The organism is uncultured Thiothrix sp. (assembly GCF_937873765.1).
Taxonomy (GTDB): Bacteria; Pseudomonadota; Gammaproteobacteria; order Thiotrichales; family Thiotrichaceae; genus Thiolinea.
In genome coordinates this window covers 21,454-43,472 of record NZ_CALMZC010000062.1, presented here as the reverse complement: position 1 = coordinate 43,472, position 22,019 = coordinate 21,454, and the positions used below count along the sequence as shown (strand labels likewise).

Sequence of the window (22,019 nt, the reverse complement as noted above, 5' to 3'; positions counted from 1 at the left end):
CTTTATGCACAGTGATTACCTGCTGGTTGCCATCCTGCTGACCTTTTTCCTGCTGTTGGGGTTTGGCTTTTTCATTGTCGCCCGCCAAGGCATGAGTGAAAGCAAGCCGGGGCGGCGTGAGGCACTGGCCGACCACCTGCAATGGGGTGCGCTGGTAGCCCCCGGCATTATCCTCAACAAAAACCGCACCCTGTTGCGCACAATCGCCTTCCGTGGCCCGGATTTGGCAGCCTCCTCCGATGAGGAAATGATGGTGGTGACAGCCAAGGTCAACAATGCCCTCAAGCGCCTCGGCACGGGTTGGACATACTTCATTGAAGCCCAACGTTTCCAGCAAGACGTTTACCCACAATCACGCTGGCCGGTGGCTGTCGCTTGGCTGGTTGACCGCGAACGTCAGGGCAACTTTGAAGAAAGGGCAGAACATTTCGAGTCATCCTACTACCTGAGTTTCGTGTGGGAACGTCCCCAACCGCTGGAAAAGAAGCTGGTAGACCTGTTCTACGAAAACCCCAAGAACGCCAAACTGGAAGACGGGTTTGCGCGGGATCTGGACTATTTCATCCGTGCCACCACCGAAATCACCACCATCCTCGACACGGTGTTCCCCAGTGTTGGCGTGCTGGATGACGGGCAACTGCTGTCTTACCTGCATTCCACCCTGTCAGCCCAAGCCCATCCGGTAGCAGCCCCTGACCTGCCGATGTACTTGGATGCCTATATCCCTGACCAGCCGTTCATGACCGGGGAAGTGGCAATGGTTGGCGATTACTACATGCCCACCCTGTCAGTGACAGGTTTCCCGCACACCACTACCCCCGGTGTCCTCGACAAGCTCAATTACCTGAACATCGAATACCGCTGGGTCAACCGCTTCATCTGCCTCGACAAGGGTGAGGCGATGTCCACCATCCTGCGCCAGCGCCGCTACTGGACGGGCAAGGTGAAGAACATCTGGATCATGCTCAAGGAAACCGCTGCGGGTGAACCCAGCCGTTTGTTGAACACCGATGCCCAGAACAAGGCCGATGATGCCGATGCCGCATCCCAGGAACTGGGCATGGATCTGGTGGCTTACGGGCAGTACACCACCACCGTGACGGTGTGGGACAAGAACCTGCAACAGGCCATGAACAAGCTGCACGAGATCAAGAAAATCCTCAATGCCAGCGGCTTTGTGGTCAAGGACGAACGCATGTATGCGTTTGAGGCATGGAAAGGCAGCCTGCCGGGTGAAATCCGTGCCAATGTGCGCCGCCCGCTGGTCAATACCATCAACCTTGCCCACATGATGCCGGTGTCCTCGATCTGGGCTGGGGATGTGTCCAACCCACACCTGCTGGCCGCCTGCGGTGAAGGCAACCCGCACATGGTGTGCAGCACCACTGGCTCGACTCCGTTCCGCTTGAACCTCAATGTTGGCGATGTGGGGCATACCATCATTATCGGCCCGACCGGCTCCGGTAAGTCCACCTTGCTGGCGATGCTGGAACTGCAATGGCTGAAGTATCCGAATGCCCAAGTGATCATTTTCGACAAAGACCGTTCGGCACGCGCCGCCACGATGGCAGCCGGTGGACGGTATTATGAACCGGGCAATGAGGACGCTGCCGTGGCCTTCCAGCCGCTGGCACAGATTGACCGCGAAGGGGAACGCAACTGGGCATTGCGTTATGTGTGCGACATGCTGGAACTCCAGAACCTGCCCCTGACCCCTGCCATTACCCAGGAAGTGGAAGGCGCGTTACGTTCACTGGCAGACGCACCACCCGAACAGCGCACCCTGACCGGCTTGCACGCACTGTGCCAGAATGCCGACATCCGCGATGCCCTGCACTTGTACACGCTGTCAGGTGCTTACGGGCAACTCTTTGATGCTGACCAGGACGAACTCAAAAGTAGCTTCTGGCTGATGTTTGAGATGACCCATGTGATGGAGATGGGAGAACAGGTCGTCATCCCCACCTTGTCTTACCTGTTCCACCGTATCGAAAAACGCTTTGACGGTCGTCCAACCCTGCTGGTGCTGGACGAGTGCTGGCTGTTCCTACGCCACGGCATTTTTGCCAGCCGCCTACAAAGCTGGTTGAAAACCCTGCGCAAACGCAATGTGTATGTGGTGTTTGCCACTCAGGAACCGGCTGATGCAGCCGAATCCAGCATCAGCCCCACCATTATCAGCGCCTGCCCGACCCGGATTTTCCTCCCCGACGCGGAAGCCACTGTGCCAGAGGTGGCGAAGTATTACAAAACCTTCGGCCTGACAGATGCCGAACTGCACATTATTGCCAACGCCCAACAGAAACGGGATTACTACTACCGCAGCATCAAGGGCAGGCGCTTGTTTACCCTCGATATGGAGCCGGTTGCCCTAGCATTTGCCGGATTCTCCAACCCAAAACAGCAAGTATTCCTCGATACCATCGAAAAGAAGTTGCCCTCCAGCCGCTGGGTTTCCGCCATCCTTAAATACAACCATCTGGACTGGGCAGTGGAACTGCTCGAACCACCACGGAGGAAAGCTGCATGAACAGGACGTTCAACCTCAAGGCACTGGCGCTGGCGTTAGTGCTGCTGGTATTGACCAGTACCCAGAGCCGGGCAGCCTTGCCCGTGGTTGATTACGGCAACCTGACCCAAAGCCTGTTGCAAGTGACCCATGCCGTCACCCAAATCCAGAACCAGATCCAGCAGATCAACCAGATGGCACAGACCCTGCAAACCCTCGGTGGCAGCCAGTACGCCAATGTGGCAGGCGGCCTCAACGGGCAATTGCAGGAGATGCAAAATACCCTAGGGACACTGACACAGGTTTCCCAATCGGTAGGCAATATCCAGAATGAATTCAACACCCTGTTCCCAGATCAGGCCAGTTGGGATAACTACGACTTCAGCAACTTTGGCGGCAAGCTGGATGAGTGGAGCACCGAAATCGACAATGCCACGATTGAGGCCATGACCGCCCAGAGCATCGTGCAACGGGCTGCCCTCAATGTCACCAACGTCAATTCCTTGTTAGCCCAAAGCCAGACGGCTGACGGGGAAGTGCGCCAGCTCCAGCTCCTGAACCAGAGCATGGGGATACTGGCACAACAGATGAATGACTCGCTGCAATTGCTGGCAGCCAATGGGCGTCTGGAAGCTGCGCAAGCCGCACAACAGGAGAAATCCCGTGAAGCAGCCCGCGCACGCAAGACCAAAATGATGCAAAACCTCGGTAAGGCAGAGTATGACACTGCCCCGTTATCCCACCTGCCATAACTGGGGTACTGCATGGACACCGCCATCCTCACCAACTCGCTGAACCAGTTCCTGACCGTATTCAATGCGGCCTATGGAATGATTTGGGCAAACGGCGGGCAAGCCTTGCTGTGGGTGCTGGCAGGCATTGAACTGGTGCTGGTGGCCTTGTGGTGGGCATTGGGTGGCAATGCCCAAACCATGGATGTCATCAAGAAGCTGCTGTTCATGATGTTCTGGTTGTGGCTGGTGACAAACTTTGCAGCCCTCGCCCCGGTCTTCGTCTACTCAATGGTGGATGCAGGGATCAGTGGGGCAGGGGGTGCGGCGGGTGGCCATGCCATCATCCTTGACCCCAGCCGGATATTCACTGCCGGTGTCAATGCCATCACCCCGATCATGACCATGATTGAAACCATGGACGACTGGGATCAGGTCGGGCAGGTCATCATCCTGTGGATTTCAGCTTTCATCATCCTGATTGCTTTTGCCATCGTCGCCATCCAGGTGTTCCTGACCGTGTTGGAGTTCTACCTGTTCATGGGGCTGTCCGCGATCCTGCTGCCGTTTGGCATCAACAAGCACACCAAGTTCATCGCCGAGAAAACCCTGGGCGGGGTGGTGAACTACGGGGTGCGCCTGATGGTGCTGGCCTTCATCCTCTCCGTGACGGAACCGACCCTGACGGGTTCACTGACCTTCACGGTGGTGGACGGGAATGTTGAGTGGAATGAAATTTTCTCGGTGATGGTGATTGCCTGGGCAATCGCCCTGCTGTCATGGAATGCCCCCGGTGTCGCTGCCGGGCTGGTGTCAGGCTCGCCGTCACTGTCCGCAGGCACGGCCACCCAGAACAGCATGGTCGGCATGGCTGCCGGGAGTGCTGCCGTCGGCACAGCCTTGGGCGCTACCCGTGCGGCTGCCGGAGCAACGGCACGCCTTGCCGGAAATGCCACCGCAGGCTACCAGCGGGGCAGTGCTTTTACCCACGGCAATGCCGGACAAAAAGTGCTGGGGGGTGTGGCTGGCGCGGGGGAGAGCTTGGTCAGGAGCAGTACCCAGCGCATGACTCAAGGGACACGGGGTGCTTGGCAACAGGGCAAGGCGGAAAGTTATAGCGCCATGACGGGCGCACCACTGACAGCGGGTAATGCCCCGGCAACCCGTCCGGGCTGGGCGGGTAAATTGCTGACAGCCGGACACCGTGTCCCGCATGAGGCACACCCCAGCGGCGGGATGCAGGCCAGCCTGTAGGGCTGGCAGGAAAAGAAGGTATTTAAGCCAGGATGATGGACATAACCAGACAAGGGACACCATGACCACACACAACGTACAGCACGACCTTGGGCGGGAACAGCAGGAGCTTGACCGTTACCTGAAAGCCCGGATGGAATGGGATGACCGCTATGGCAGTGCGCGGATGCAGGCGCTGAACTGGCGCTACCTGTCATTCTTCCTGCTGGGTTTGCTGATGCTGTCCATGCTGGGGATGGTGTACCTGGGCACCTTACCCAAGAAGGCCATCCATGTGATTGAGGTGGACAAGCTGGGACACGCAGCCTACCAGGGGGAGGCTGGAACCTCCGGGGTGCAATACAAGGTCAATGAAGCCTCGCGCAAATACCACCTGACCCGCTTCATCGAAGATGTGCGCTCCCTCCCGGCTGACCCCATCGTGGTCAAGCGCCAGTGGGAAGATGCCTATGCACTGGTGACACCGGCTGCCGCCAATATGCTGAGTGATTACGCCCGCAAGTACGTGCCGACCGACCGCATGAAGGAAGAGCGCATTACCCTCAACAACCTGACCCTGATCCCGATTTCCGAGAACTCCTGGAGTGCGGAATGGGAAGAGACTTACTGGAACACCCGTGGCGGCAATAACGGCACACACAAATGGAAGGGCATTTTCAACCTGACCTTCCAGGAACCCACCACCGATGCACAACTCAAGGTGAACCCCATCGGTATGTACATTGATTCGTTTAGCTGGACACAGGCGGAGTAGGTTGCCTCATCGCCAGTTACCCCTTTGATTTTCCGGTTTGGAAGCAGACACTTTATGGATACAACAAAGCTGACCCTGATCGTTACCGCCTCCGCCCTGATGCACGGATGTGCCATGCTGGATACCCAGCCGTCATCCAGCAACAGGGAGTTTTCCCGTTCGGGGAGTTTCCGCTATGGCAACGGCCTACCTTTGCCGGAAGTGCAGGCGGCAATGGCAGCAGCAGCCGAACCGGAGCAAACCACGTATACCCACGAGCCTGCCACCACCGGCTGGACACCAGAACCACCACTGGAACCCGTCACCAAACCCAAGGCAAAGCGCAAAGCCAAACACGGCAGCAGCCCCCTGCAAGCCATTGAGTATGCCAACCAGAGTGCGCGTCAGTCCCCGGATGAGGCCAGCTATACCAATGCCATCATGAACTATGGCTACACCAGCGGAGCTTTGTACCAGATCCATACTGCCCCCTTGCGCCTGACCGACATCCAGCTTGAACCGGGGGAAGAAATCATTGGCAAACCCGCAGCAGGTGACACCGTGCGCTGGGTATTGGGGGTCAACAAATCAGTGCAGGATGGCCTGCCCCAACAGCATGTGCTGATCAAGCCGGTAGCATCTGGCCTTGCCACCACCTTGGTCATCAACACCAACCGCCGCACTTACCTGCTGGAACTGACCAGCCACAAGGAAACCTACATGGCGGCGGTCAGTTGGCAGTACCCGCAACGGGTTCAGCGGGCATCCCTGGACAGGCTCAGGGCGCAAGCCTTGCGCCAGCCAGCCCCTCCCAGTGTTGACCTCGACAACCTCAACTTTGCCTACCGGGTGGAAGCACGCCAAGGCAACCCGCACTGGACACCCACACGGGTGTTTGATGATGGGCGACGGGTCTTTATCCGCTTCCCGTCTGGATTCCAGCAAGGTGAAGCCCCGGCACTGTTTGTGACGGCACAGAATGGGCAGAGTCAGATGGTCAATTACCGGGTCAGGAATGGGCATTACATCGTCGACCGGCTGTTCTCTACCGCCGAATTGCGGGTAGGCAGTGATGCTGCCGATGTGGTCAGGATTGCAAGAGTGGGGTAGGGGTAAATAATGACAGAATCGCAATACCAAGGCAGGCAAGCCTCTGACAGCAAGCTCAACCCGGATGACCCACGTCTGTCGCTGGAACGGTCACGCGCACGCCAGTTGAAGAAAGGTCCCATTATCCTGTTAGTGGCAGGTGTTGGCTTGCTGCTGGTTGCCACCATCTATCTGGCACTGAAACCTAGGGCGATGACCGCAGCAGACACCCAACAAGCCCGCATTGACCCCGAGTCAGTCAAACGCTCCATGCCGGATGCCTTACGCGGCGCTGCCAATGATTATGGGCAACTGGACTACCCGGAACCACCCAAACCCGACATACCCGTGCTGGGAAAACCTTTGCCGGGGGATGCTGGGGGGCTGATGCTGCAAAAGCCAGTCACACCGGCTTTTACCCCAGCACCTGCACCCAAACAGCCTTCACCGGAAGAACTGGAACGGCTACGGCGTGAACAACTGGCAAGGGAAGCACACAACAAGGCACTCACGGCCAACCTGTTTTTTGAGGGCAGCCAAGCAGGCGGGCAAAGTACCGCACTGCCCGCCAGCGGGGGTGCTGCGGGCAATCATGGCTTACCGGATGCTGGGGTGGCGGATGGGCAAGCAGGTACAGCCTACACCATGCAAGGGGATGGTACACCCCTACAGCAGACTGCATTCGGGCAAGACAAAGCCTACCTGCAAGGTAGGCTACAAGCCCCGCGCAGCCCGTATGAAGTCAAGGCGGGGACACTGATCCCGGCAGTCCTGATCACCGGCATTAACTCACAATTGCCGGGGATGATCATCGCCCAGGTCAGTGAACAGGTGTTTGATACGGTCAGCGGACGTTACTTACTGATCCCGCAGGGGACAAGGATCCTCGGCCAATACGAAAACAGCGTCAATTACGGGCAGGAACGGGTACGGGTGGTATGGAACCGGATGATTCTCCCGGATGGCTCCTCCATCGCCCTGGAAGGGATGCCCGGTGTGGATACTGGCGGGCAATCCGGCTTCACTGACCAGGTTGATAACCATTGGGGCAAGCTGGCAGGTGGCGTACTGCTGTCATCACTGCTCGCAGGCACTGCCCAGTCCCAGTATGACGATGGCGATTTTGAGGGGCGTTTCTATAGCAACGTGGGTTCCGAAATCAACCGCACTGGGCAACGCATCACCCGCAAGAACCTCGACATCCAGCCAACCCTTGAAATCCGTCAAGGCTTCCCCGTCAATATCCTGGTGCATAAGGACATGGTGCTGAAGCCCTACACCCAGACAGCAGATCCGGCACTGGATACCATTTACTAACTTACCCAATGACAAGGAGACACGCATGGTCAGCATGAAATTCACCCCAACCCCGGAAAAGAAAAAGCTGCGGGTGGACATCAACGAAAATGTTTTTCAGGAGCTGGAGCTTTACCTGACCTGCGCCAAGGAAACCTATCCCTGGCTGCAACTGGACATGGTGGTGGAACAACTGCTGGATGATGCCCTGAAAAAAGACCGGGACTTCCGTAGCTGGCTGAAGAAACACCGCAAACACCAGCCCCAGGACGGGCAGGGCGATAGCCACCCCGATACACCTGACAATGGCAACCAGCTAACACCCGCAGAGGCAGGAAACCAGCCGGTGATGCTGGCAGAAGCAAGGCACGAACATGGTCAGGAAGGGCATCACTGGCAAACAGGACACCACGGCGTGTGAGGGTGCATCTGTTAATCCGGCAAATTGGCCTGTTATGGCTGGTACTGGTCTGCTGCCTGCCCGTGCAGGCCGAACAGCATCTGGACGGTATCGTACAGGCAGCAGCCCAACAGACGGGTGTACCCGTATCCGTCATCCGTGCCGTCATCCAGCAAGAATCTGCCCATAACCCCGGCGCTGTGTCACACAAAGGTGCGCAAGGGCTGATGCAGCTCATGCCCGGCACGGCAGCCCGTTTCGGGGTATACAATGTTTTTGACCCGGCAGAAAACATCCGGGGTGGGACAACATATCTGGCATGGCTGTACAACCGTTACCAGAGCTGGCCTCTGGCGCTGGCAGGCTACAATGCAGGGGAAGGGGCAGTGGACAAATATGCCGGAATACCGCCTTACCGGGAAACGCAGGATTACGTCAGTAAAATCATGGCCCGGTTGGGAGGAACAGCCGGGGATGTCGGTATGGCAGGGATCACAGGTATGACAGGTGAACCAGCAGCCTCTCCGTACTCTGCGGCACTGTACTACCAGCCTGAACCAGTGCCTGTTTCACAACCATCCAGACAGAACAGGGCAATCCAGCAATATAAAGAACCACCATCACCAATGGACGTGGAGGCAAACGCCTATACGGCATCTGTGTTTTTTGGGGAAGGGGAGTAACTAGCCCAAGCAGTCATTCTATGAAAGTCACATTGGATGCAATGGGAGTCATCCGTAAATGGTCAGATGGGTACAGCTATAGCTGCCCCACCCATTACTTAAAATGAGCCTATGATGGTGGCACGTAGATTGGATTAGGCAGGCATAGCCCCATTAGGGCTTTCTTCTTTTTTGTCAGCAGCTTGGATCAAGCCCTTAGCTTGTTTCTTTGTGATCAGAACTGCTGTCTTTGTGTCTGCGAAAATCCTTTCGATAGTTTCAATGTCTTTCTTTGTGTACTTGTAACCGTTGGGGCTATTGTGGCGCATTTGTGCAGCAATTGCTTCTGGGCAAACATCTGCCATAAGCATTTTACCTACTCGTTCAATCGAACTACCCGCCCGACCGCTGTGAGTTATTGCCTTATCGAGAATGTCCATAGCTTGATCCTTTTTGATAGTGGAGGGACTCCCCGTATGTGGTGACGATACCTCCTAATTCAAGACTGTTAATGTTTATTAGCCAAAAGGTTGAACCATACCTGAAACAACTGACTTCCTGTCAGTTGTCCTAACCCATCTGGGTTTCACTCAGATAAGACAACCTTCCAAACTACCGCCTGATTCCACCAATGCTACAGCCCAAAGTGGTTTCCTACCACGCCCAGTCCAGGTCTGTTCATGGTTATCCGGGTTGCGGTACTTAACTTGAACAGCAGCACGCTTCTTGGAAGGGGTAGCCTGCATAACCTCTTCAAGAGTAAAACCTGACTCTGCTGCCATGTCCTCAAACATCTCACGCAACCGGATCAATTCACTTTCACGGCGGCCACCGATGATACTTTCAATGCTGCCTTTTAATGCCGCAAGCTCGGCAACACTCAAATTGGATATATCAATACTGGACATGGAATACCTATCCTTCTGTCTTGGTTGAAAAAATTCATAACACTGCACCATCTGCCAACCGCATGGATCACTGACAGCCTGATACTCACCATTACACCATAGCTTTGCACGACCAATAGCCAAGCTACCCATAACCTATCCACAGAAGCTGTGGATAACGCCGTGTATAAACGACGGCTTAACCGGGAACCGCCCCAATAAAACAGTAATATAACACATATTGCTTACATATTAAGCAATCAGCAAACACCAAGGTCGATACCATCAGCTTCCACCAGCCGATAACGGTGGTTTGCCCGCCGCTTGCCAACCGCTTCCAGTTGCGCCTTCCCTTGCCCGAAACCCTCCAGCAATTCGGTCTTTGTACCACCCAGTTTCGTGTCCAGTGACCCCCAATCCCTGACCATTACCCAATGCCCCAGCAAATCCTTATACACGGATGCCCGGTAATAACGCCGCTTTTCAGGATGTACCCAGAGTCTGCTTGTATACATGGCTTCATGGTTGTAGCTGTTTTGTTAAGTAAGTATGTTAAGTTAGTTTGTTATGTAAGTAAAGTTAATATATAATGATCGGCAGACAAATCAGGAGTGCCCCACATGAAGCCAGCCACTTACACCAACGAGCAGATCATCGAAGCAGGGATGCAATTGCTGACGGATAAGAAACGGGTCACACCTTTTGCCATCCGCAACATTCTGGGAGGTGGCAATCCAGCCCGAATCAAAACCATCTGGGAAGAAAGCCAGAAAACGGCTTTGGAAGGGCAGGTAGTATCCCACTGGGTGGAATTGCCGACTGAATTTGCGGATGCATTGGAAGCCACCAAAGGCAGCCTGGATGAGCTGGCCAAACGCATGTATGGCAGGGCACAGGAAATTGCCGAGTCCCGTGTACGGGAAACCATTGCCGCAGCCCGCAAGGCCAAGGAAACCGCTGAGGTGGAAGTGGCGGAAGCGATGGACACCGTTGAACAACTGGACAGCGAAAATGCCCGCCTACAGGAAGCAGCGGAACAACTTCAGGCAGAACTCAAACGGGTCAGTGCCGACAACTCCCGCTTGCAGGAACGGCTAACAACCATGACCGACAAGGCCGAGAAGGCCACCTTGGAAGCCAAAGATGAAAAAGCCCGTAACCGCGAACTGGAAAAACAGCTAACCGTCAACGAAACCCAAACCCGGATACTGGAAGGGCAGGTGAGGGAACAGCAAATCACCATTAGCACACTACAAGGCAAGCTGGAGGCCGCCAGCCAGGCGCATCAACAGCTTGAGCTGGAAAACAACACCCTGAAAGCCGACCTGAAAAATGCCGAAAGCACCCAACAGGCACTGAATGGGCAACTCATCGCAGCCCAACAACAGCAAGACAGCTTGAGAACCGCACGGGATCAGGCAAGGGCAGGGCAACAGGAAGTCCAGCAACAGCTTGCTATCCTCCAAACCCGGCTGGAGGATGCCGCCAGCAGGGAAGGGGAGCTGAAACAACGGCTGGAACAAAGCCAGCAGGCTGAAGAACAGGCCAAGGCAACCGCAGCGGAACTGAAAGGCAGGCTGGCAGCCCTGACCCCCGACGGCACGGCGGAAAATAAACACGCACCCGGTGCGGCTTAACCCGGCTACCCTGCCAACCTGGGCAGGGTAGCCGCGCTCCGGGATACCCAAAAGGCTTGCTACTGACGGGAAACTGTCGGGTTGTAAGCGACAAATGAGCCGGTCACAAAGCGGAAACGGTGTAACTGCGGGTCGTCAACCGCCTTGCGGTGCTGGTACTGCCGCCTGCCTTCACTGGCGGCATCCATCCAGTAGACCATCAACCCCCGCCATTGGCGCAGTTGCTGGCGGTGCTGGCGCAATGCCTGCAAACTGTCCGGTGCATCTGTCCTGACCGTCATGGCCTGTAGGTGCTGGAAGTATTCCCTTGCCTGCCTTGCCCGTTTCAGGTTTTCCCGGTGTGAATACCGTGTACAGATTTTAGCTTGGTCTGGATTAGCCATGCCCAACCTCCTCCTTATCCACCACCGCAACGATTGACTGCCCACCATCATCATGGTCAAACAGTTCCACCCGGATACCTTGGGCAAAATCAGCCATGACTGGCGCTTGCAACACACCTCCCCGGATTTCCAGCCGGATACCGTTTTGCCGCTGTGCCTGTTCCAGTGCAGCCACCAACCCGTAGGTATTCTTGAACCTGCCAGACAGCCGCGTATTGGGTAGCTGGTTCAGGGCATGGATCACATCATCCATCAGTTCCAGTACATTCATTGTTCACCTCCTTCGGGTTTCAGGAACATCCACCATTCAGATACCGCCAATTGTTCACCTGTCACCGGGTGACGGTCGGTCAGGTCTGCCGTTGCCTCAAACCCTGCGGGTGGTCGGTAGCCCCGCACATCACCTTTGCCATCCCACTTGAAACAGAACTCCCCACCGCCAAGGTGGTGTAGTTTTTCCATGTCTTGCATCGTCTTGTCCTCCTTTAAAAATGCCATGTCACAGCCGCACTGCGGCTTACGCCCTTCGGCGAGAACGGGGGAGGCGGCGTCAATGATGCCAGGCGGGGAGGGGGATCACCCGGCCTGCACAAGGGAACAGCAGTGAGCGCGGAAGGTTGGGGAAACCCCGGTTGGCACGTAGCCTGTCATTGACTCAGACGGGGGAAGCACCCCCACCAGGACAAACCACTGCCACCAGTCCTGCTGCAAGCAGGTCTGGTGTCCCAACGCCAAGCGGTAGCGCGGAAAAAGTGCGTGCGTAGCTGGCACTTTTGGAGGGGTTAGGGATGTGCAAGGCGAAGTCCCGCAGGGATGCAGCGCTAGCGGAACCTGGAGCAGCCCGGCCCACAGGGCAACCCGCTGTCTTGTAAATTTGAAATCCCGTGATAGATTGGCAGGACAAGCACACAGATATTGCATCCGTGTACACGCTGGATAACCTTGGACAACAAGCCTGACACCATGACCGACAAGCCACGCAAAACCCTGTCACTGGGCAGGAAAACGGATAAACCCGATGGAACCGCCCCATCTGGCATCAAAACCATTGCAGGCAAACGGGTCATACGGCGTGAGGCATCCACCACCCCATCCCCACCGCGCAACAAACCTGCCAAAGGGAAAGCACCCCGTAAAAAACCGGCTGCCCCCAAAAAGGTAGTCATCCCCCCCAGCACTATCCGTGCGCAGGAACTTGACCAGCAATTGCAGGCGCATTTTGGCGCATGGCGTGACCACCTGCCGCTGGCAGTGGGTATCGAAAAAGCCATTTACCGCTACATCAGCACAAACCACGTCAGTGCCAGCAAACGGGTCGTGCAGCAACTGCTGCACCGTCACACATCGGCTATGCAATACCTGCATAACCTGATGCAGCAGCCGCTTAGATACCACCTGGACGGTTCACCTGCTGGGGAAGTCAGCCACACAGAACGGGAATCTGCCGCATTGAAACTGGCTTCCCTGCCACCCGCCTGATACTGGCGGGCACAACTGCCGGTTCATTTCTGCAAATACCGCTGCCGTTCTTCCGGGCTGAAATGCTCAATGGCATAGCGCAACATCGTGCGCGGCATAATCCGGGAATGGGCTTGCAGGAAGGTGGTTTCAACTGCCCGGTCACGCTTGCCAATTTCCCGCAACATCCAGCCAACCGCCTTGTGGATGAGGTCTTCCCGATCAGCCAGTAGCAATTTGGCAATAGCCAGCGCATCCCCAAACTGGTGCTGGCGGATAAAGAAAAAAGTAGCAATCATGGCAATACGCCGCTCCCACAAGCTGCTGGATACTGCCAGCGCATATAACACCTGCTTGTCCCGCCCGTGCAGGTAGATCCCCATAATGTATGGGGCTGAGGTATCCACCAGATCCCAGTTATTGATGTACTGCGTGTTGGCAAGGTACAGCGCATGGATGTCAGCTTGTTGCTGCGCTGTACCCCGCTGAAACTGCTCAACCAGTAACAATAAGGCAAACAGGCGCACCTCATGGAGCGGGGAATGCAGCAGCAACAAGGATTCCTCCAGCGGCAAGCCCCGGTATTGCCTCACATGCTGGCGCAATACCGGGACACGAATTCCCAAAAACTGGTCGCCTTCGCCATACTCCCCAACACCTGTCTTGAAGAAGCGTTGGGCATCGGCAGCATGATCGGCGTTGCCCAATGCCTTGAGGCTGTTTTCTATCTGTATTGCGCTGACCATCAGGCTGCCTGCTCCATAATGCTGGTTGGATACAGACATTGTGGCAGCTATGCTGCACCAACTCACCAAAAAAGCAGACCCGCCCAGTATGGCGGGTCTGCTTTTGCTATCACCCATTATCCTGCCTGTTCAGGCTGCCAGTCTTGACACAAGGCAGCGCGAACAGCCTGTTCATGGTCTTCATACAGGCGGCGCAACCCTTTGGGCAACCCGGCATACTCGCCATCATGATCGTCATAGCGGGGATGTTGCCGGGAATCCAGCCACACTGACGTATTCGGGTCATAGAAGTACATCTCCGTGGCATTGCCCCCCGGAAAAAATGCGCTGTTATAGACAGCATAAACCCACCATGTTTTGCCAATTTTACGTGGTTCGGTGGCAAACAGAATGGTATTAAGACGGCTTTTTGCCAGAAAATCCAGTTTGTTTTTTCCAAAGGCTGGGGCATCTGAAGGCGGTTCCCCAAACACATCCAGCAGGGTTGAAGTGGGTGGTGCTTCCTTGGTAGGTACATCCGCTTCCACCACCTCACACAACACCCCATTCTCAAACTCAACCGAATTGACCGGCTGCAACATCCCTGTCTGTACCAATTGATCCGCGATAGTGGCGGCGGCCTCCTCATCGGGTGCATCAATCACCCGCTCCACATACAGCACTTGCTGCGCGTAAACAATATATTGCGGCATGGCTTTTCTCCTTGTGGTCAGTATGGCGGGCAGCAAACACTGCCCGCCCAAGTAGGTCAGGCAATAATCTGGCGGTGTTCCCGCGCTTCTTCGGCATAGGCAGACAGTGTTTTGTCCGCACTGAACCCCAAGTCACGCTCTACCGGCAACTTGAACCGACCACGGACAGCACGGATTTCAGTCAAACTGACTCTCCCCAGCTCAGGAAACCCCAACCCAAGGTCACATAGCCCGAAAGCAATGTCAGGGTCTTCCGGGTCAATCTCGCTCAGTAACCAAGTGGCTGCGGCATCCGGGGTGAACAATTTAATAACCGGCATCGGATCAAAGTCTTCATTCTTTGCCATCGCCTCCTGTTGTTTCCGTCCATTTGCCAGCAGTTGGGCATATTGCGCTTGAGTAAACAGTTTCATTGCGTTCTCCTTCTTCAGGTTGGTTTAAAAGGTTGCCAGTTCAAAACCCGGCAACCTCTGACCCGCTGGCGAAGCGTGGGGGTAGCAAGCCGCAAGGGGAGGGGACTCACCCGACCTGCACAAGGGAACGCAGTGGACGCGGAAGGTTGGGGATACCCCTTGCGGGGCGCGTGGGGCGAAGCCCCTAGCATCTTCATAACCTGCCAGTGCTGTCACCAGCACTGGCAGATTTTGGTGACTGGGGCAGGCAACCTGCCCCAACCTTGTGTGCTATGGCAGTACAGGCAGCAGTTGCTGGCCTCCCTGTCCTGCTGCTGGACTAGCCAGCAAACCATCAAGCGGTATGTCCAGCCTGACGCAGGTTTCGGTATGTGCTTGGATGAGCCGCTCAACATACTCCGGGTTATCCAGCCTGCACTGGTAGCGGGACAAGTCTTGGGTATTGATGGACATCTGGTTGGTGACTTTCTCGGCCTGTTCATACTGTTGCCAGAATGCGGCGGTGACAGTACCTTCCTCGCTGGGTAGCCATTGGCGTAGCCGCCCAACTGTCCGGTTCAGCCGGTCTATCAGGTCTTTGCGCTTAGGGTACAGGTGTACGGTCTGCGCACCGGGGTAGTAACGGAACTCGAAATAATCAGACTCATGGCGTCTTGAGTTTTCGATAGGATTGCCGAGGGCTGCCTTTACCAACCCATAGATGCCACCCACATCCTTGCCATCCAGTGCCGCAAAGCTCTTGTCAATGTCGCCCAACGCCTCCCGTGCCTCACGATCAAGGTAGTTTCCCCAACGCTTGCAATTGACCGGGATAATGATCCGGCTCATTTTGATCCGCCAAGCTGCCGCCCGGTGTTTGGCATTGGATTGCCACGCACGGTAATAGGCACGGTTATCCGGGTAACGCTCGGTAAAGCGGTCGAAAATATCGATCATCATTTCATCGGTCATGGCGGTACGTTGCAGGGCAACACCTGCCAGAAAACCGTGGATATTGGCTTCGGTGAATTCCAGTTGGGCAACTTTTTTGTATTCCGCCTGAAAGGCTTTCAGTGCTGCTGTACTGAGCTGCTCATAGAACCTGATCCCGGACAGAATGTAGTTCCATGCTTTCTCTTTCAGCTTGTCATGTTCCTTGTTGAACTGGTCTTGCACGCTGCGGCTGTCGACGGCACGGGCTGCCTGTTGCTGCATGACCCGTTTGTTGCGTTCCTGATCCGACTCCAACAAAGAACCACCAAGAATGCTTGACCAGCGGGCATACTCGCAGGCCAGAACAGCATCAGACTCCAGTTTCCGGTACAGCACATCACGCGCCGCCCGGTAAACCCTGACGGCTGTTTCAATAATGTTCTCCGGCAAGCAAAGGTCAGTCACATCCCCCCGGATTTCCCCAAACTCAAAGGTTTCATTGTCCAGCTTCAGACCATCCAAATAGCTGTGTGCAACCGGCGTTTCCTTTTTCAGCCACACCAAGGCACATTCAACGGCGGTTGTCCGTTGGGTATCCGGTGCAAGGAATGCCCCATCAACATACGCAACGCTACCATATGCCCCAATCAGCTCCTGAAGGTATTCCCTGTCCTTGGTATTGGGGTTCCTGAGTGTCTCGGCATTCAACAGGCAAACAATCTCGGCATTCCTGACAATCTGCCAAGCATGGATCAGGTGTTTGGCTCCCAGCCTGAACGGTGGGTTCATAATGATATGGGTGTACAGGCGTGATGGCTCGAACGCCAGAAAATCATGCCCCACAACATTCACACCAGTGGTCTTACCCAGTATCTCCAGCCGCTCCGGGTCAATCTCACACACATCCACGATAGGCCGGTTACTGCCATAACGTGATTCTGGCACGGCTTTCACCAGATCACCCGTCCCAGCGCTTGGTTCAAGGATATGCCTATCCCGGTGCAGATAGGATCCATCACGGAAGGTTTCCCACATTTTCACTGCCAGACTGACAGGGGTAGGGTAATATTGTTCCTTGTCCATACCCGTCCCCCTAGCAGTCATCACATTCAAAATGCACTGACTCAAGCGTTGGTTCTTCACCATTCTCCAGCCTGAAGCCATCCAATGAGTGGTGTTCCTCTGCCCACTCGGTCAACTGCCTGACCAGTTCTTCCTTGCTGATAGTCTCGGCTTCCACGCGGAAACCAACATTTATCCAGAAACCTGTCCTTGCTTTCATCGCTCTTCTCCAGTTGATTTAAAAGGTTGCCAGCTCAAAGCCCGGCAACCCTTGCCTCGCTGGCGAAGCGTGGGGGTAGCAAGCCGCAAGGGGAGGGGGATCACCCGGCCTGCACAAGAGAACACAGTGAACGCGGAAGGTTGGGGATACCCCTTGCGGGGCGCGTGGGGCGAAGCCCCTAGTGAATTTTGACTCCAGCATGGCTGGCTATAACGGAAGGGGTACTGACAAGGACACCGCCACTCATCCTTGCAAATTTAAAGACAGACCTATAAATTACAAGGATGATTACTAGACACATCACTTCTACCGTACAGCAAGCCCTCAACCGGCAAGCTGCTGTTGCCATTATTGGTCCCCGCCAAGTTGGCAAAACCACGTTGGCTTATGCGCTGGCAGATACCTGCCCATCCGTTTACCTTGACCTTGAATCAGCCACTGACCGTAACAAGCTGCATGACCCTGAATTGTTTCTTGGCCAACAGGAAAACAAGCTGGTGGTGCTGGACGAAATCCACCGGATGCCGGAATTGTTCCAGAGCCTACGCGGGCTGATCGACAAGGGGCGGCGTAATGGTAAACGTACCGGGCGATTCCTGATTCTTGGTTCGGCCTCCATTGACTTGTTGCGCCAAGCCAGCGAAACCCTCGCAGGGCGTATCGAGTACGTGGATATGGGGCCACTGGATATTCTTGAGGTAGGCGAAGGTGATAGCATCCTGAATCGGCTGTGGCTACGCGGTGGCTTCCCTGACAGCTTCCTCGCTGGTGATGATGCCGACAGCCTGAGCCTGCGACAGAGCTTCATCCGCACCTATCTCGAACGGGATGTTCCACAATTTGGTTTCCGAATTGCCGCCGAAATCGTCGGGCGATTGTGGACAATGCTTGCCCACCAACAAGGTGCATTACTCAATGTCTCACAACTTGCTGCGGGGTTGGGGGTGAGTTCCCCTTCTGTTAACCACTACATCAGCTTATTGGTGGATTTGTTGCTGGTGCGACGCCTACAACCCTATCACACCAACATTGGCAAACGTTTGGTCAAGTCCCCCCGCACCTATATCCGCGACAGCGGTCTGGTTCATGCCTTGTTGGGGATAGGCGACCTCAACACCTTGGCAGGGCATCCTGTGGTTGGCCTGAGTTGGGAAGGTTTCGTGATTGAGAACCTGTTGGCTGCTGCCCCCCAACGCACGCAAGCCAGCTTTTACCGCACTGCGGCTGGGGCAGAGATGGATCTGGTACTGGAATTGGGTGGGCAACATGGATTATGGGCTGTAGAAATCAAGCGTAGCCTCGCACCAGTACCCACAAAGGGATTCCATCATGCGCGGGAAGATCTGCAACCCTCACGGACATTTATTGTGTATGCAGGACAAGACCGTTACCCACTGGGGAATGGGGTAGAGATCATCAGCTTGCGCGAACTCGCTGAAGAATTAGCGGCCTTACAGTGATGTTGACACCTACTTTCCGTTCAAGAAAGCCCTTCAGATAATGATCTTTTCCACTTCATCCAGTGAAATTTCATCATAAGTGCGGTCGTAGAGCTTGGTGGTGCGGGGCGATTCGTGGTTGGCCATTTGCTGGGCTTTTTCCAGCGTCCCGCCATTCTTCAAATAAGTCGTGATCCCGGTTCCCCGGAAAGAATGGTTACAGATACCTGACAGGGAAAGCCCTGCCGCTGCGACCCTGCGCTGCACCATCTGCCAAGCATAAGTTTGTAACATCCGGTTTTCAGTCATGGTTCCGGTCTTGCCCTTAAACGTGCGGAACAGGAAACCTTTCGGGTCATCCTTGATCCCAGCGGCCTCAATATACTCATCCAGATACTGTTCTAGGGTATGGTGGGCAGGCATTTCATGGTGTTTTCCACCTTTCTCATGCAAGCGAATCCACCAGCGTTTCCCATTCGGGTAGTAATCCTTGACCCGCATTTTGGCAGCCGCATCCACGCGGGCAAAGCTGTAGACCATCACTGCCAGCAAGGCTCGGTCACGCAGGCCAATCAGGGTATCCGTCGGGATACTGTCAAACAGGGCACGGGTATCTTCAGGGGTCAGGATCGGCGTCTTGCCACGCTTGACCACATACTTGGGGCCACGCACCGCCTGTGATGGGTTGGTTTCCATTACATGCCCCACCACCAGCCAGTCAAACAACTTGCGGATTGCCGCCATGTGCTGTTTTACCGTCGGTGCAGAAACGTGTTGCTGCAACTGCTCAACATAGGTAGCCACATGAATGGAGTGTATCTGATGGAGTTGCAGGTTCTGGGAATGACACCAAAGGAAAAACTGGCTGATGTCCGTGTGGTACGCACGCCGGGTATTGGGGTTGCGGATCTGGGCCGTGAAGAACTCGACGAAACGGTAAGTGGCACGTTCACCGGCAGCACTGACCACGACCGGCAACTCGGCATTGCCGAGGGTGACGATGGCAGAATTCTGGGGTGTGCTGATCAGTAACATAATGCCTTTCATTGCTTTAAGGTAATCTACAAGATACCATGATAATTACAAAGATAGCTATGGTTTACCTTAAAATGTCAAAGATTGAAGAAATCATGCCCGCTAACCTGAAACGCGCCATCAGGAAACTGGGGCATGACATCAATACAGCAAGGCGGCGGCGGAAACTGACGGTAGCCATGATGACGCAACGTGCTGGCATCTCCAAACCCACTTACCTGCGGGTAGAAAAAGGCGACCCTAACGTTTCTTTCGGCATCTATTGCATGGTGCTGTTCGCGCTGGGCGAAGCCGACAGGATCAATGACCTGTTGGACATTTCACGGGATGAAACAGGTCTGCTGCTGGATGAAGCCAGATTACCCAAACGGGTACATCCCCCAAAACAGCCATCGGGGGCATTATGAACCGCCGTATTCAAGTCTGCATCGGTGAAGCCAAAGAACCCGTGGGTACACTGTTGTATGAAACCAGCGGCAATCGGGAAAGTTGTAGTTTCGCTTACCATCCTGAATGGCTGGTATCCCCGAAACGCTTTACCCTGTCACCAGACCTGCCATTGCAGGCCGGTATGATGTTTCACCCCAGAACCAGAGATGGGTCTACATTCTTTGATTGCATTGCCGACACGGAACCCGATGGGTGGGGCAAGCGCGTTATCCTGCGGGATCACACCAAACGCCGTAAACAATCCCTGCAACAAGGCTTGGCTCCCAATACCCAACCACTGAACGCCTTGGACTACCTGTTGGCAGTTGACGACATCAGCAGGGTAGGGGCATTACGGTTTCTGGATGAATCAGGTATTCCCCAACGCAGCCACCATGATGCGGAACGGGGTACACCCCCGTTGATTGATCTCGGCAAGATTTACCGTGCCAGCCTCGCTGTGGAGCAGGAAAAAGAAACGGCTGCCGATTTGGCTTACCTGCGGGGCAAAGGCACTTCACTCGGAGGGATGCGCCCCAAATGCACCGTCATAGATCACGACGGCTCCCTCTGTTTGGGAAAGTTTCCCAGTATCGGCGATGACAGGGCTGTGACCAAAGGCGAAATCCTCGCACTGGCATTGGCTAATGCCGCTGGCATCAATGCCGCCAAAGGCCGGGTGGAAATGGTGGAAGACACACCTGTAGCCCTCATCCGCCGGTTTGACCGTGAAGCAGGAGGCCGCATCCTGTATGTGTCCGCCAGAACCATGCTCAGTGCGAAACCGGATGAGGAGCACAGTTACACGGAAATGGTGGACGTGATCCGTAAGATTAGCCCCCATGCCCAACAGGACATGGCGGAATTATGGCGCAGGATGGTGTTCAACATCCTTATCACCAATGTGGATGACCACCTCAACAATCACGGTTTCCTGCATCGGGGCCATGGACAGTGGGTATTGTCCCCAGCTTTCGATTTGAATCCATTCCCGGACAAACAGCGGGAACTCAAAACTTGGATCAGTGAGGACAGCGGCCCCAGTGGCAGCATCCGGGATTGCCTGGCGGTGGCGCGTTACTTTGGCTTGGACAAAACAGACACGACCCGCATCCTGAAGGAAGTTACGACCCCAGTGAAGAACTGGTGCAACCTAGCTGCCAAGGTAGGCATGTCTGGAACGGAAAGGGACAAGTTCGAGCCTGCTTTCGAGCATGAGGAGCTGGAACAGGCACTGTCTGCCACCTGATTTGTATCCGCCCCAGGATGGGGTTTTAGGGGTCAACTTTACATATGATAAAAGGCATTATCATATGCTATTAACAATAGCCATTTTCCTAAATTATCACAATCAAAAAAGGCGATAACTACCCTGAAGGTCAGTCGTTCATGGGGAAATCACCCATCGCGGTTTTATACGTATACGGGGAGCAACAAAATCTGTTGGATAGCAATCATTTCGAACGAATGGAGGTTCCGATAGTTTCGTGAGTAACTCCCCACAGAATATTGAAGCGAAATTTTATAACCTCACCTCTAATAAGGATCAAAACCTGTTTCTTGGCAGATCCCCGCCTTACCCATGATCAGATTAATAGTTTGAACGAGCGTCCCAGAAAGCCCCCTCACAAGGGCACTCCTAGCCCTGTTGCAACAGAGTCGAAAAACAGGCATGAGTCGTGTTTAATCAAACAGGTAGTGGCTTAAGAGCGGATGATGTGGCAAACTTCTCAGCAGAAGGTGTATTAGGGTCAACTACCACGGATGAAAAGAAGGCATGGACTGTCGGGCACAAAATGGTGATTCATGGTTCCTTAAGTGTATGACCTGAAAAGCATATTTCCCTTCAGATACATACTGTTATGGGCAAAGTTTGTAACGAAGATATTCACAAAGAAACAGTCTGCTGACCGACCAACAGAAACTCACTTATTATTCATGAGGTTACAAACGTCGGTCATTGACAAACTATAGATCAGTGCAAAATCTTCGTTGCCTGAAAAATAGCATAATCATATTTATTAGTTGATAA

At 54.8% G+C, this 22,019-nt stretch carries 27 protein-coding genes; 14 read left to right on the top strand and 13 right to left on the bottom strand.

Annotated elements, in window-relative coordinates; translation table 11 throughout:
- The first annotated feature begins 4 nt into the window (after positions 1–4).
- The 8 genes from trbE to Q0307_RS18115 all read left to right on the top strand — a co-directional run bounded on the left by trbE (position 5) and on the right by Q0307_RS18115 (position 8,695).
- Positions 5–2,530: a conjugal transfer protein TrbE gene (trbE, locus tag Q0307_RS18150; RefSeq protein ID WP_298662653.1), complete on the top strand. Its 2,526-nt coding sequence runs from the start codon at positions 5–7 to the stop codon at positions 2,528–2,530.
- A complete protein-coding gene (locus Q0307_RS18145) occupies positions 2,527–3,261 on the top strand; it encodes a hypothetical protein (protein WP_298662625.1) in 735 nt (244 codons plus the stop codon). The genes trbE and Q0307_RS18145 overlap by 4 nt, the downstream gene beginning before the upstream one ends.
- 12 nt (positions 3,262–3,273) lie before the next feature.
- Positions 3,274–4,494 carry a P-type conjugative transfer protein TrbL gene (gene trbL / locus Q0307_RS18140; RefSeq protein ID WP_298662623.1) on the top strand — a complete coding sequence of 407 codons (1,221 nt, stop codon included), beginning with the start codon at positions 3,274–3,276 and terminating at the stop codon, positions 4,492–4,494.
- 61 nt (positions 4,495–4,555) lie between these two features.
- Positions 4,556–5,248 (top strand): conjugal transfer protein TrbF, encoded by a 693-nt coding sequence (gene trbF / locus Q0307_RS18135; RefSeq protein WP_298662622.1) that lies wholly within the window; start codon positions 4,556–4,558, stop codon positions 5,246–5,248.
- A 54-nt stretch (positions 5,249–5,302) separates the two neighbouring features.
- Positions 5,303–6,337, top strand: a complete 1,035-nt coding sequence (gene trbG, locus Q0307_RS18130) for a P-type conjugative transfer protein TrbG (RefSeq protein WP_298662621.1) — start codon at positions 5,303–5,305, stop codon at positions 6,335–6,337.
- Between the two features lie 9 nt (positions 6,338–6,346).
- On the top strand, positions 6,347–7,633 hold the full coding sequence (locus tag Q0307_RS18125) for a TrbI/VirB10 family protein (RefSeq protein ID WP_298662620.1): 1,287 nt from the start codon (positions 6,347–6,349) through the stop codon (positions 7,631–7,633).
- A gap of 25 nt (positions 7,634–7,658) precedes the next feature.
- The gene (locus Q0307_RS18120; protein WP_298662618.1) at positions 7,659–8,033 is read left to right on the top strand and encodes a hypothetical protein; all 375 of its coding nucleotides are present in this window, start codon (positions 7,659–7,661) and stop codon (positions 8,031–8,033) included.
- A gap of 2 nt (positions 8,034–8,035) precedes the next feature.
- A complete protein-coding gene (locus Q0307_RS18115; RefSeq protein WP_298662617.1) occupies positions 8,036–8,695 on the top strand; it encodes a lytic transglycosylase domain-containing protein in 660 nt (219 codons plus the stop codon).
- Between the two features lie 134 nt (positions 8,696–8,829).
- Here Q0307_RS18115 and Q0307_RS18110 read toward each other — a convergent pair whose 3' ends face one another.
- The 3 genes from Q0307_RS18110 to Q0307_RS18100 form a co-directional block, all read right to left on the bottom strand.
- Positions 8,830–9,114, bottom strand: a complete 285-nt coding sequence (locus Q0307_RS18110; protein WP_298662616.1) for a hypothetical protein — start codon at positions 9,112–9,114, stop codon at positions 8,830–8,832.
- Positions 9,115–9,264: 150 nt separating this feature from the next.
- Positions 9,265–9,582 carry an H-NS histone family protein gene (locus Q0307_RS18105; RefSeq protein ID WP_298662615.1) on the bottom strand — a complete coding sequence of 106 codons (318 nt, stop codon included), beginning with the start codon at positions 9,580–9,582 and terminating at the stop codon, positions 9,265–9,267.
- A gap of 239 nt (positions 9,583–9,821) precedes the next feature.
- Complete coding sequence (locus Q0307_RS18100) at positions 9,822–10,076, bottom strand: hypothetical protein (protein WP_298662614.1); 255 nt, start codon at positions 10,074–10,076, stop codon at positions 9,822–9,824.
- Positions 10,077–10,181: 105 nt separating this feature from the next.
- Here Q0307_RS18100 and Q0307_RS18095 point away from each other — a divergent pair, with 105 nt between their 5' ends.
- Entirely contained in the window at positions 10,182–11,198 is a 1,017-nt protein-coding gene (locus tag Q0307_RS18095; RefSeq protein WP_298662613.1) for a DNA-binding protein, read from the top strand.
- A 59-nt stretch (positions 11,199–11,257) separates the two neighbouring features.
- Here the strand turns inward: Q0307_RS18095 and Q0307_RS18090 are convergent, their stop codons facing one another.
- The 4 genes from Q0307_RS18090 to Q0307_RS18075 all read right to left on the bottom strand — a co-directional run bounded on the left by Q0307_RS18090 (position 11,258) and on the right by Q0307_RS18075 (position 12,747).
- The gene (locus Q0307_RS18090) at positions 11,258–11,581 is read right to left on the bottom strand and encodes a hypothetical protein (protein ID WP_298662612.1); all 324 of its coding nucleotides are present in this window, start codon (positions 11,579–11,581) and stop codon (positions 11,258–11,260) included.
- A complete protein-coding gene (locus Q0307_RS18085) occupies positions 11,574–11,852 on the bottom strand; it encodes a hypothetical protein (RefSeq protein WP_298662610.1) in 279 nt (92 codons plus the stop codon). Before Q0307_RS18085 ends, Q0307_RS18090 begins: the two co-directional genes overlap by 8 nt.
- Complete coding sequence (locus tag Q0307_RS18080) at positions 11,849–12,052, bottom strand: hypothetical protein (protein ID WP_038141389.1); 204 nt, start codon at positions 12,050–12,052, stop codon at positions 11,849–11,851. Before Q0307_RS18080 ends, Q0307_RS18085 begins: the two co-directional genes overlap by 4 nt.
- Before the next feature lie 350 nt (positions 12,053–12,402).
- Positions 12,403–12,747, bottom strand: a complete 345-nt coding sequence (locus Q0307_RS18075) for a hypothetical protein (protein ID WP_298662608.1) — start codon at positions 12,745–12,747, stop codon at positions 12,403–12,405.
- Between Q0307_RS18075 and Q0307_RS19115 the strand changes: the two genes are divergently transcribed.
- Positions 12,629–13,060 carry a ProQ/FINO family protein gene (locus tag Q0307_RS19115; RefSeq protein ID WP_366936799.1) on the top strand — a complete coding sequence of 144 codons (432 nt, stop codon included), beginning with the start codon at positions 12,629–12,631 and terminating at the stop codon, positions 13,058–13,060. The two genes, Q0307_RS18075 and Q0307_RS19115, sit on opposite strands and share 119 nt — an antisense overlap.
- Before the next feature lie 23 nt (positions 13,061–13,083).
- On the opposite strand, the gene Q0307_RS18065 is transcribed toward Q0307_RS19115, so the two are convergent.
- The 5 genes from Q0307_RS18065 to Q0307_RS18045 all read right to left on the bottom strand — a co-directional run bounded on the left by Q0307_RS18065 (position 13,084) and on the right by Q0307_RS18045 (position 17,084).
- Positions 13,084–13,902, bottom strand: coding sequence for a DNA alkylation repair protein (locus Q0307_RS18065; protein WP_298662605.1), 819 nt, complete (start codon positions 13,900–13,902; stop codon positions 13,084–13,086).
- The gene (locus Q0307_RS18060; RefSeq protein ID WP_298662603.1) at positions 13,902–14,477 is read right to left on the bottom strand and encodes a hypothetical protein; all 576 of its coding nucleotides are present in this window, start codon (positions 14,475–14,477) and stop codon (positions 13,902–13,904) included. Before Q0307_RS18060 ends, Q0307_RS18065 begins: the two co-directional genes overlap by 1 nt.
- 56 nt (positions 14,478–14,533) lie before the next feature.
- Complete coding sequence (locus Q0307_RS18055) at positions 14,534–14,890, bottom strand: DUF2958 domain-containing protein (protein ID WP_298662602.1); 357 nt, start codon at positions 14,888–14,890, stop codon at positions 14,534–14,536.
- 270 nt (positions 14,891–15,160) lie between these two features.
- On the bottom strand, positions 15,161–16,885 hold the full coding sequence (locus Q0307_RS18050; RefSeq protein ID WP_298662601.1) for a DUF4942 domain-containing protein: 1,725 nt from the start codon (positions 16,883–16,885) through the stop codon (positions 15,161–15,163).
- Between the two features lie 10 nt (positions 16,886–16,895).
- On the bottom strand, positions 16,896–17,084 hold the full coding sequence (locus tag Q0307_RS18045) for a hypothetical protein (protein WP_028489479.1): 189 nt from the start codon (positions 17,082–17,084) through the stop codon (positions 16,896–16,898).
- Positions 17,085–17,368: 284 nt separating this feature from the next.
- Here Q0307_RS18045 and Q0307_RS18040 point away from each other — a divergent pair, with 284 nt between their 5' ends.
- Positions 17,369–18,544, top strand: a complete 1,176-nt coding sequence (locus tag Q0307_RS18040; protein WP_298662599.1) for an ATP-binding protein — start codon at positions 17,369–17,371, stop codon at positions 18,542–18,544.
- Between the two features lie 33 nt (positions 18,545–18,577).
- Here Q0307_RS18040 and Q0307_RS18035 read toward each other — a convergent pair whose 3' ends face one another.
- Entirely contained in the window at positions 18,578–19,558 is a 981-nt protein-coding gene (locus Q0307_RS18035) for a tyrosine-type recombinase/integrase (RefSeq protein ID WP_298662597.1), read from the bottom strand.
- Between the two features lie 74 nt (positions 19,559–19,632).
- Between Q0307_RS18035 and Q0307_RS18030 the strand changes: the two genes are divergently transcribed.
- The 3 genes from Q0307_RS18030 (at position 19,633) to Q0307_RS18020 (ending at position 21,813) form a co-directional block, all read left to right on the top strand.
- Positions 19,633–19,965 carry a helix-turn-helix transcriptional regulator gene (locus tag Q0307_RS18030; RefSeq protein ID WP_298662595.1) on the top strand — a complete coding sequence of 111 codons (333 nt, stop codon included), beginning with the start codon at positions 19,633–19,635 and terminating at the stop codon, positions 19,963–19,965.
- A complete protein-coding gene (locus tag Q0307_RS18025) occupies positions 19,962–21,236 on the top strand; it encodes a type II toxin-antitoxin system HipA family toxin (RefSeq protein WP_298662592.1) in 1,275 nt (424 codons plus the stop codon). Before Q0307_RS18030 ends, Q0307_RS18025 begins: the two co-directional genes overlap by 4 nt.
- A gap of 430 nt (positions 21,237–21,666) precedes the next feature.
- On the top strand, positions 21,667–21,813 hold the full coding sequence (locus Q0307_RS18020; protein WP_298662590.1) for a hypothetical protein: 147 nt from the start codon (positions 21,667–21,669) through the stop codon (positions 21,811–21,813).
- Positions 21,814–22,019: the final 206 nt, after the last annotated feature.

What these genes read in the sequence shown, in the direction of transcription:
- trbE (WP_298662653.1), top strand. Translation starts at nt 5, where the DNA reads ATGCACAGTGATTACCTGCTGGTTGCCATCCTGCTGACCTTTTTCCTG.
- Q0307_RS18145 (WP_298662625.1), top strand. Translation starts at nt 2,527, where the DNA reads ATGAACAGGACGTTCAACCTCAAGGCACTGGCGCTGGCGTTAGTGCTG.
- trbL (WP_298662623.1), top strand. Translation starts at nt 3,274, where the DNA reads ATGGACACCGCCATCCTCACCAACTCGCTGAACCAGTTCCTGACCGTA.
- trbF (WP_298662622.1), top strand. Translation starts at nt 4,556, where the DNA reads ATGACCACACACAACGTACAGCACGACCTTGGGCGGGAACAGCAGGAG.
- trbG (WP_298662621.1), top strand. Translation starts at nt 5,303, where the DNA reads ATGGATACAACAAAGCTGACCCTGATCGTTACCGCCTCCGCCCTGATG.
- Q0307_RS18125 (WP_298662620.1), top strand. Translation starts at nt 6,347, where the DNA reads ATGACAGAATCGCAATACCAAGGCAGGCAAGCCTCTGACAGCAAGCTC.
- Q0307_RS18120 (WP_298662618.1), top strand. Translation starts at nt 7,659, where the DNA reads ATGGTCAGCATGAAATTCACCCCAACCCCGGAAAAGAAAAAGCTGCGG.
- Q0307_RS18110 (WP_298662616.1), bottom strand. Translation starts at nt 9,114, where the DNA reads ATGGACATTCTCGATAAGGCAATAACTCACAGCGGTCGGGCGGGTAGT.
- Q0307_RS18105 (WP_298662615.1), bottom strand. Translation starts at nt 9,582, where the DNA reads ATGTCCAGTATTGATATATCCAATTTGAGTGTTGCCGAGCTTGCGGCA.
- Q0307_RS18100 (WP_298662614.1), bottom strand. Translation starts at nt 10,076, where the DNA reads ATGTATACAAGCAGACTCTGGGTACATCCTGAAAAGCGGCGTTATTAC.
- Q0307_RS18095 (WP_298662613.1), top strand. Translation starts at nt 10,182, where the DNA reads ATGAAGCCAGCCACTTACACCAACGAGCAGATCATCGAAGCAGGGATG.
- Q0307_RS18090 (WP_298662612.1), bottom strand. Translation starts at nt 11,581, where the DNA reads ATGGCTAATCCAGACCAAGCTAAAATCTGTACACGGTATTCACACCGG.
- Q0307_RS18085 (WP_298662610.1), bottom strand. Translation starts at nt 11,852, where the DNA reads ATGAATGTACTGGAACTGATGGATGATGTGATCCATGCCCTGAACCAG.
- Q0307_RS18080 (WP_038141389.1), bottom strand. Translation starts at nt 12,052, where the DNA reads ATGCAAGACATGGAAAAACTACACCACCTTGGCGGTGGGGAGTTCTGT.
- Q0307_RS18075 (WP_298662608.1), bottom strand. Translation starts at nt 12,747, where the DNA reads ATGACTACCTTTTTGGGGGCAGCCGGTTTTTTACGGGGTGCTTTCCCT.
- Q0307_RS18065 (WP_298662605.1), bottom strand. Translation starts at nt 13,902, where the DNA reads ATGGGTGATAGCAAAAGCAGACCCGCCATACTGGGCGGGTCTGCTTTT.
- Q0307_RS18060 (WP_298662603.1), bottom strand. Translation starts at nt 14,477, where the DNA reads ATGCCGCAATATATTGTTTACGCGCAGCAAGTGCTGTATGTGGAGCGG.
- Q0307_RS18055 (WP_298662602.1), bottom strand. Translation starts at nt 14,890, where the DNA reads ATGAAACTGTTTACTCAAGCGCAATATGCCCAACTGCTGGCAAATGGA.
- Q0307_RS18050 (WP_298662601.1), bottom strand. Translation starts at nt 16,885, where the DNA reads ATGGACAAGGAACAATATTACCCTACCCCTGTCAGTCTGGCAGTGAAA.
- Q0307_RS18045 (WP_028489479.1), bottom strand. Translation starts at nt 17,084, where the DNA reads ATGAAAGCAAGGACAGGTTTCTGGATAAATGTTGGTTTCCGCGTGGAA.
- Q0307_RS18040 (WP_298662599.1), top strand. Translation starts at nt 17,369, where the DNA reads ATGATTACTAGACACATCACTTCTACCGTACAGCAAGCCCTCAACCGG.
- Q0307_RS18035 (WP_298662597.1), bottom strand. Translation starts at nt 19,558, where the DNA reads ATGTTACTGATCAGCACACCCCAGAATTCTGCCATCGTCACCCTCGGC.
- Q0307_RS18030 (WP_298662595.1), top strand. Translation starts at nt 19,633, where the DNA reads ATGTCAAAGATTGAAGAAATCATGCCCGCTAACCTGAAACGCGCCATC.
- Q0307_RS18025 (WP_298662592.1), top strand. Translation starts at nt 19,962, where the DNA reads ATGAACCGCCGTATTCAAGTCTGCATCGGTGAAGCCAAAGAACCCGTG.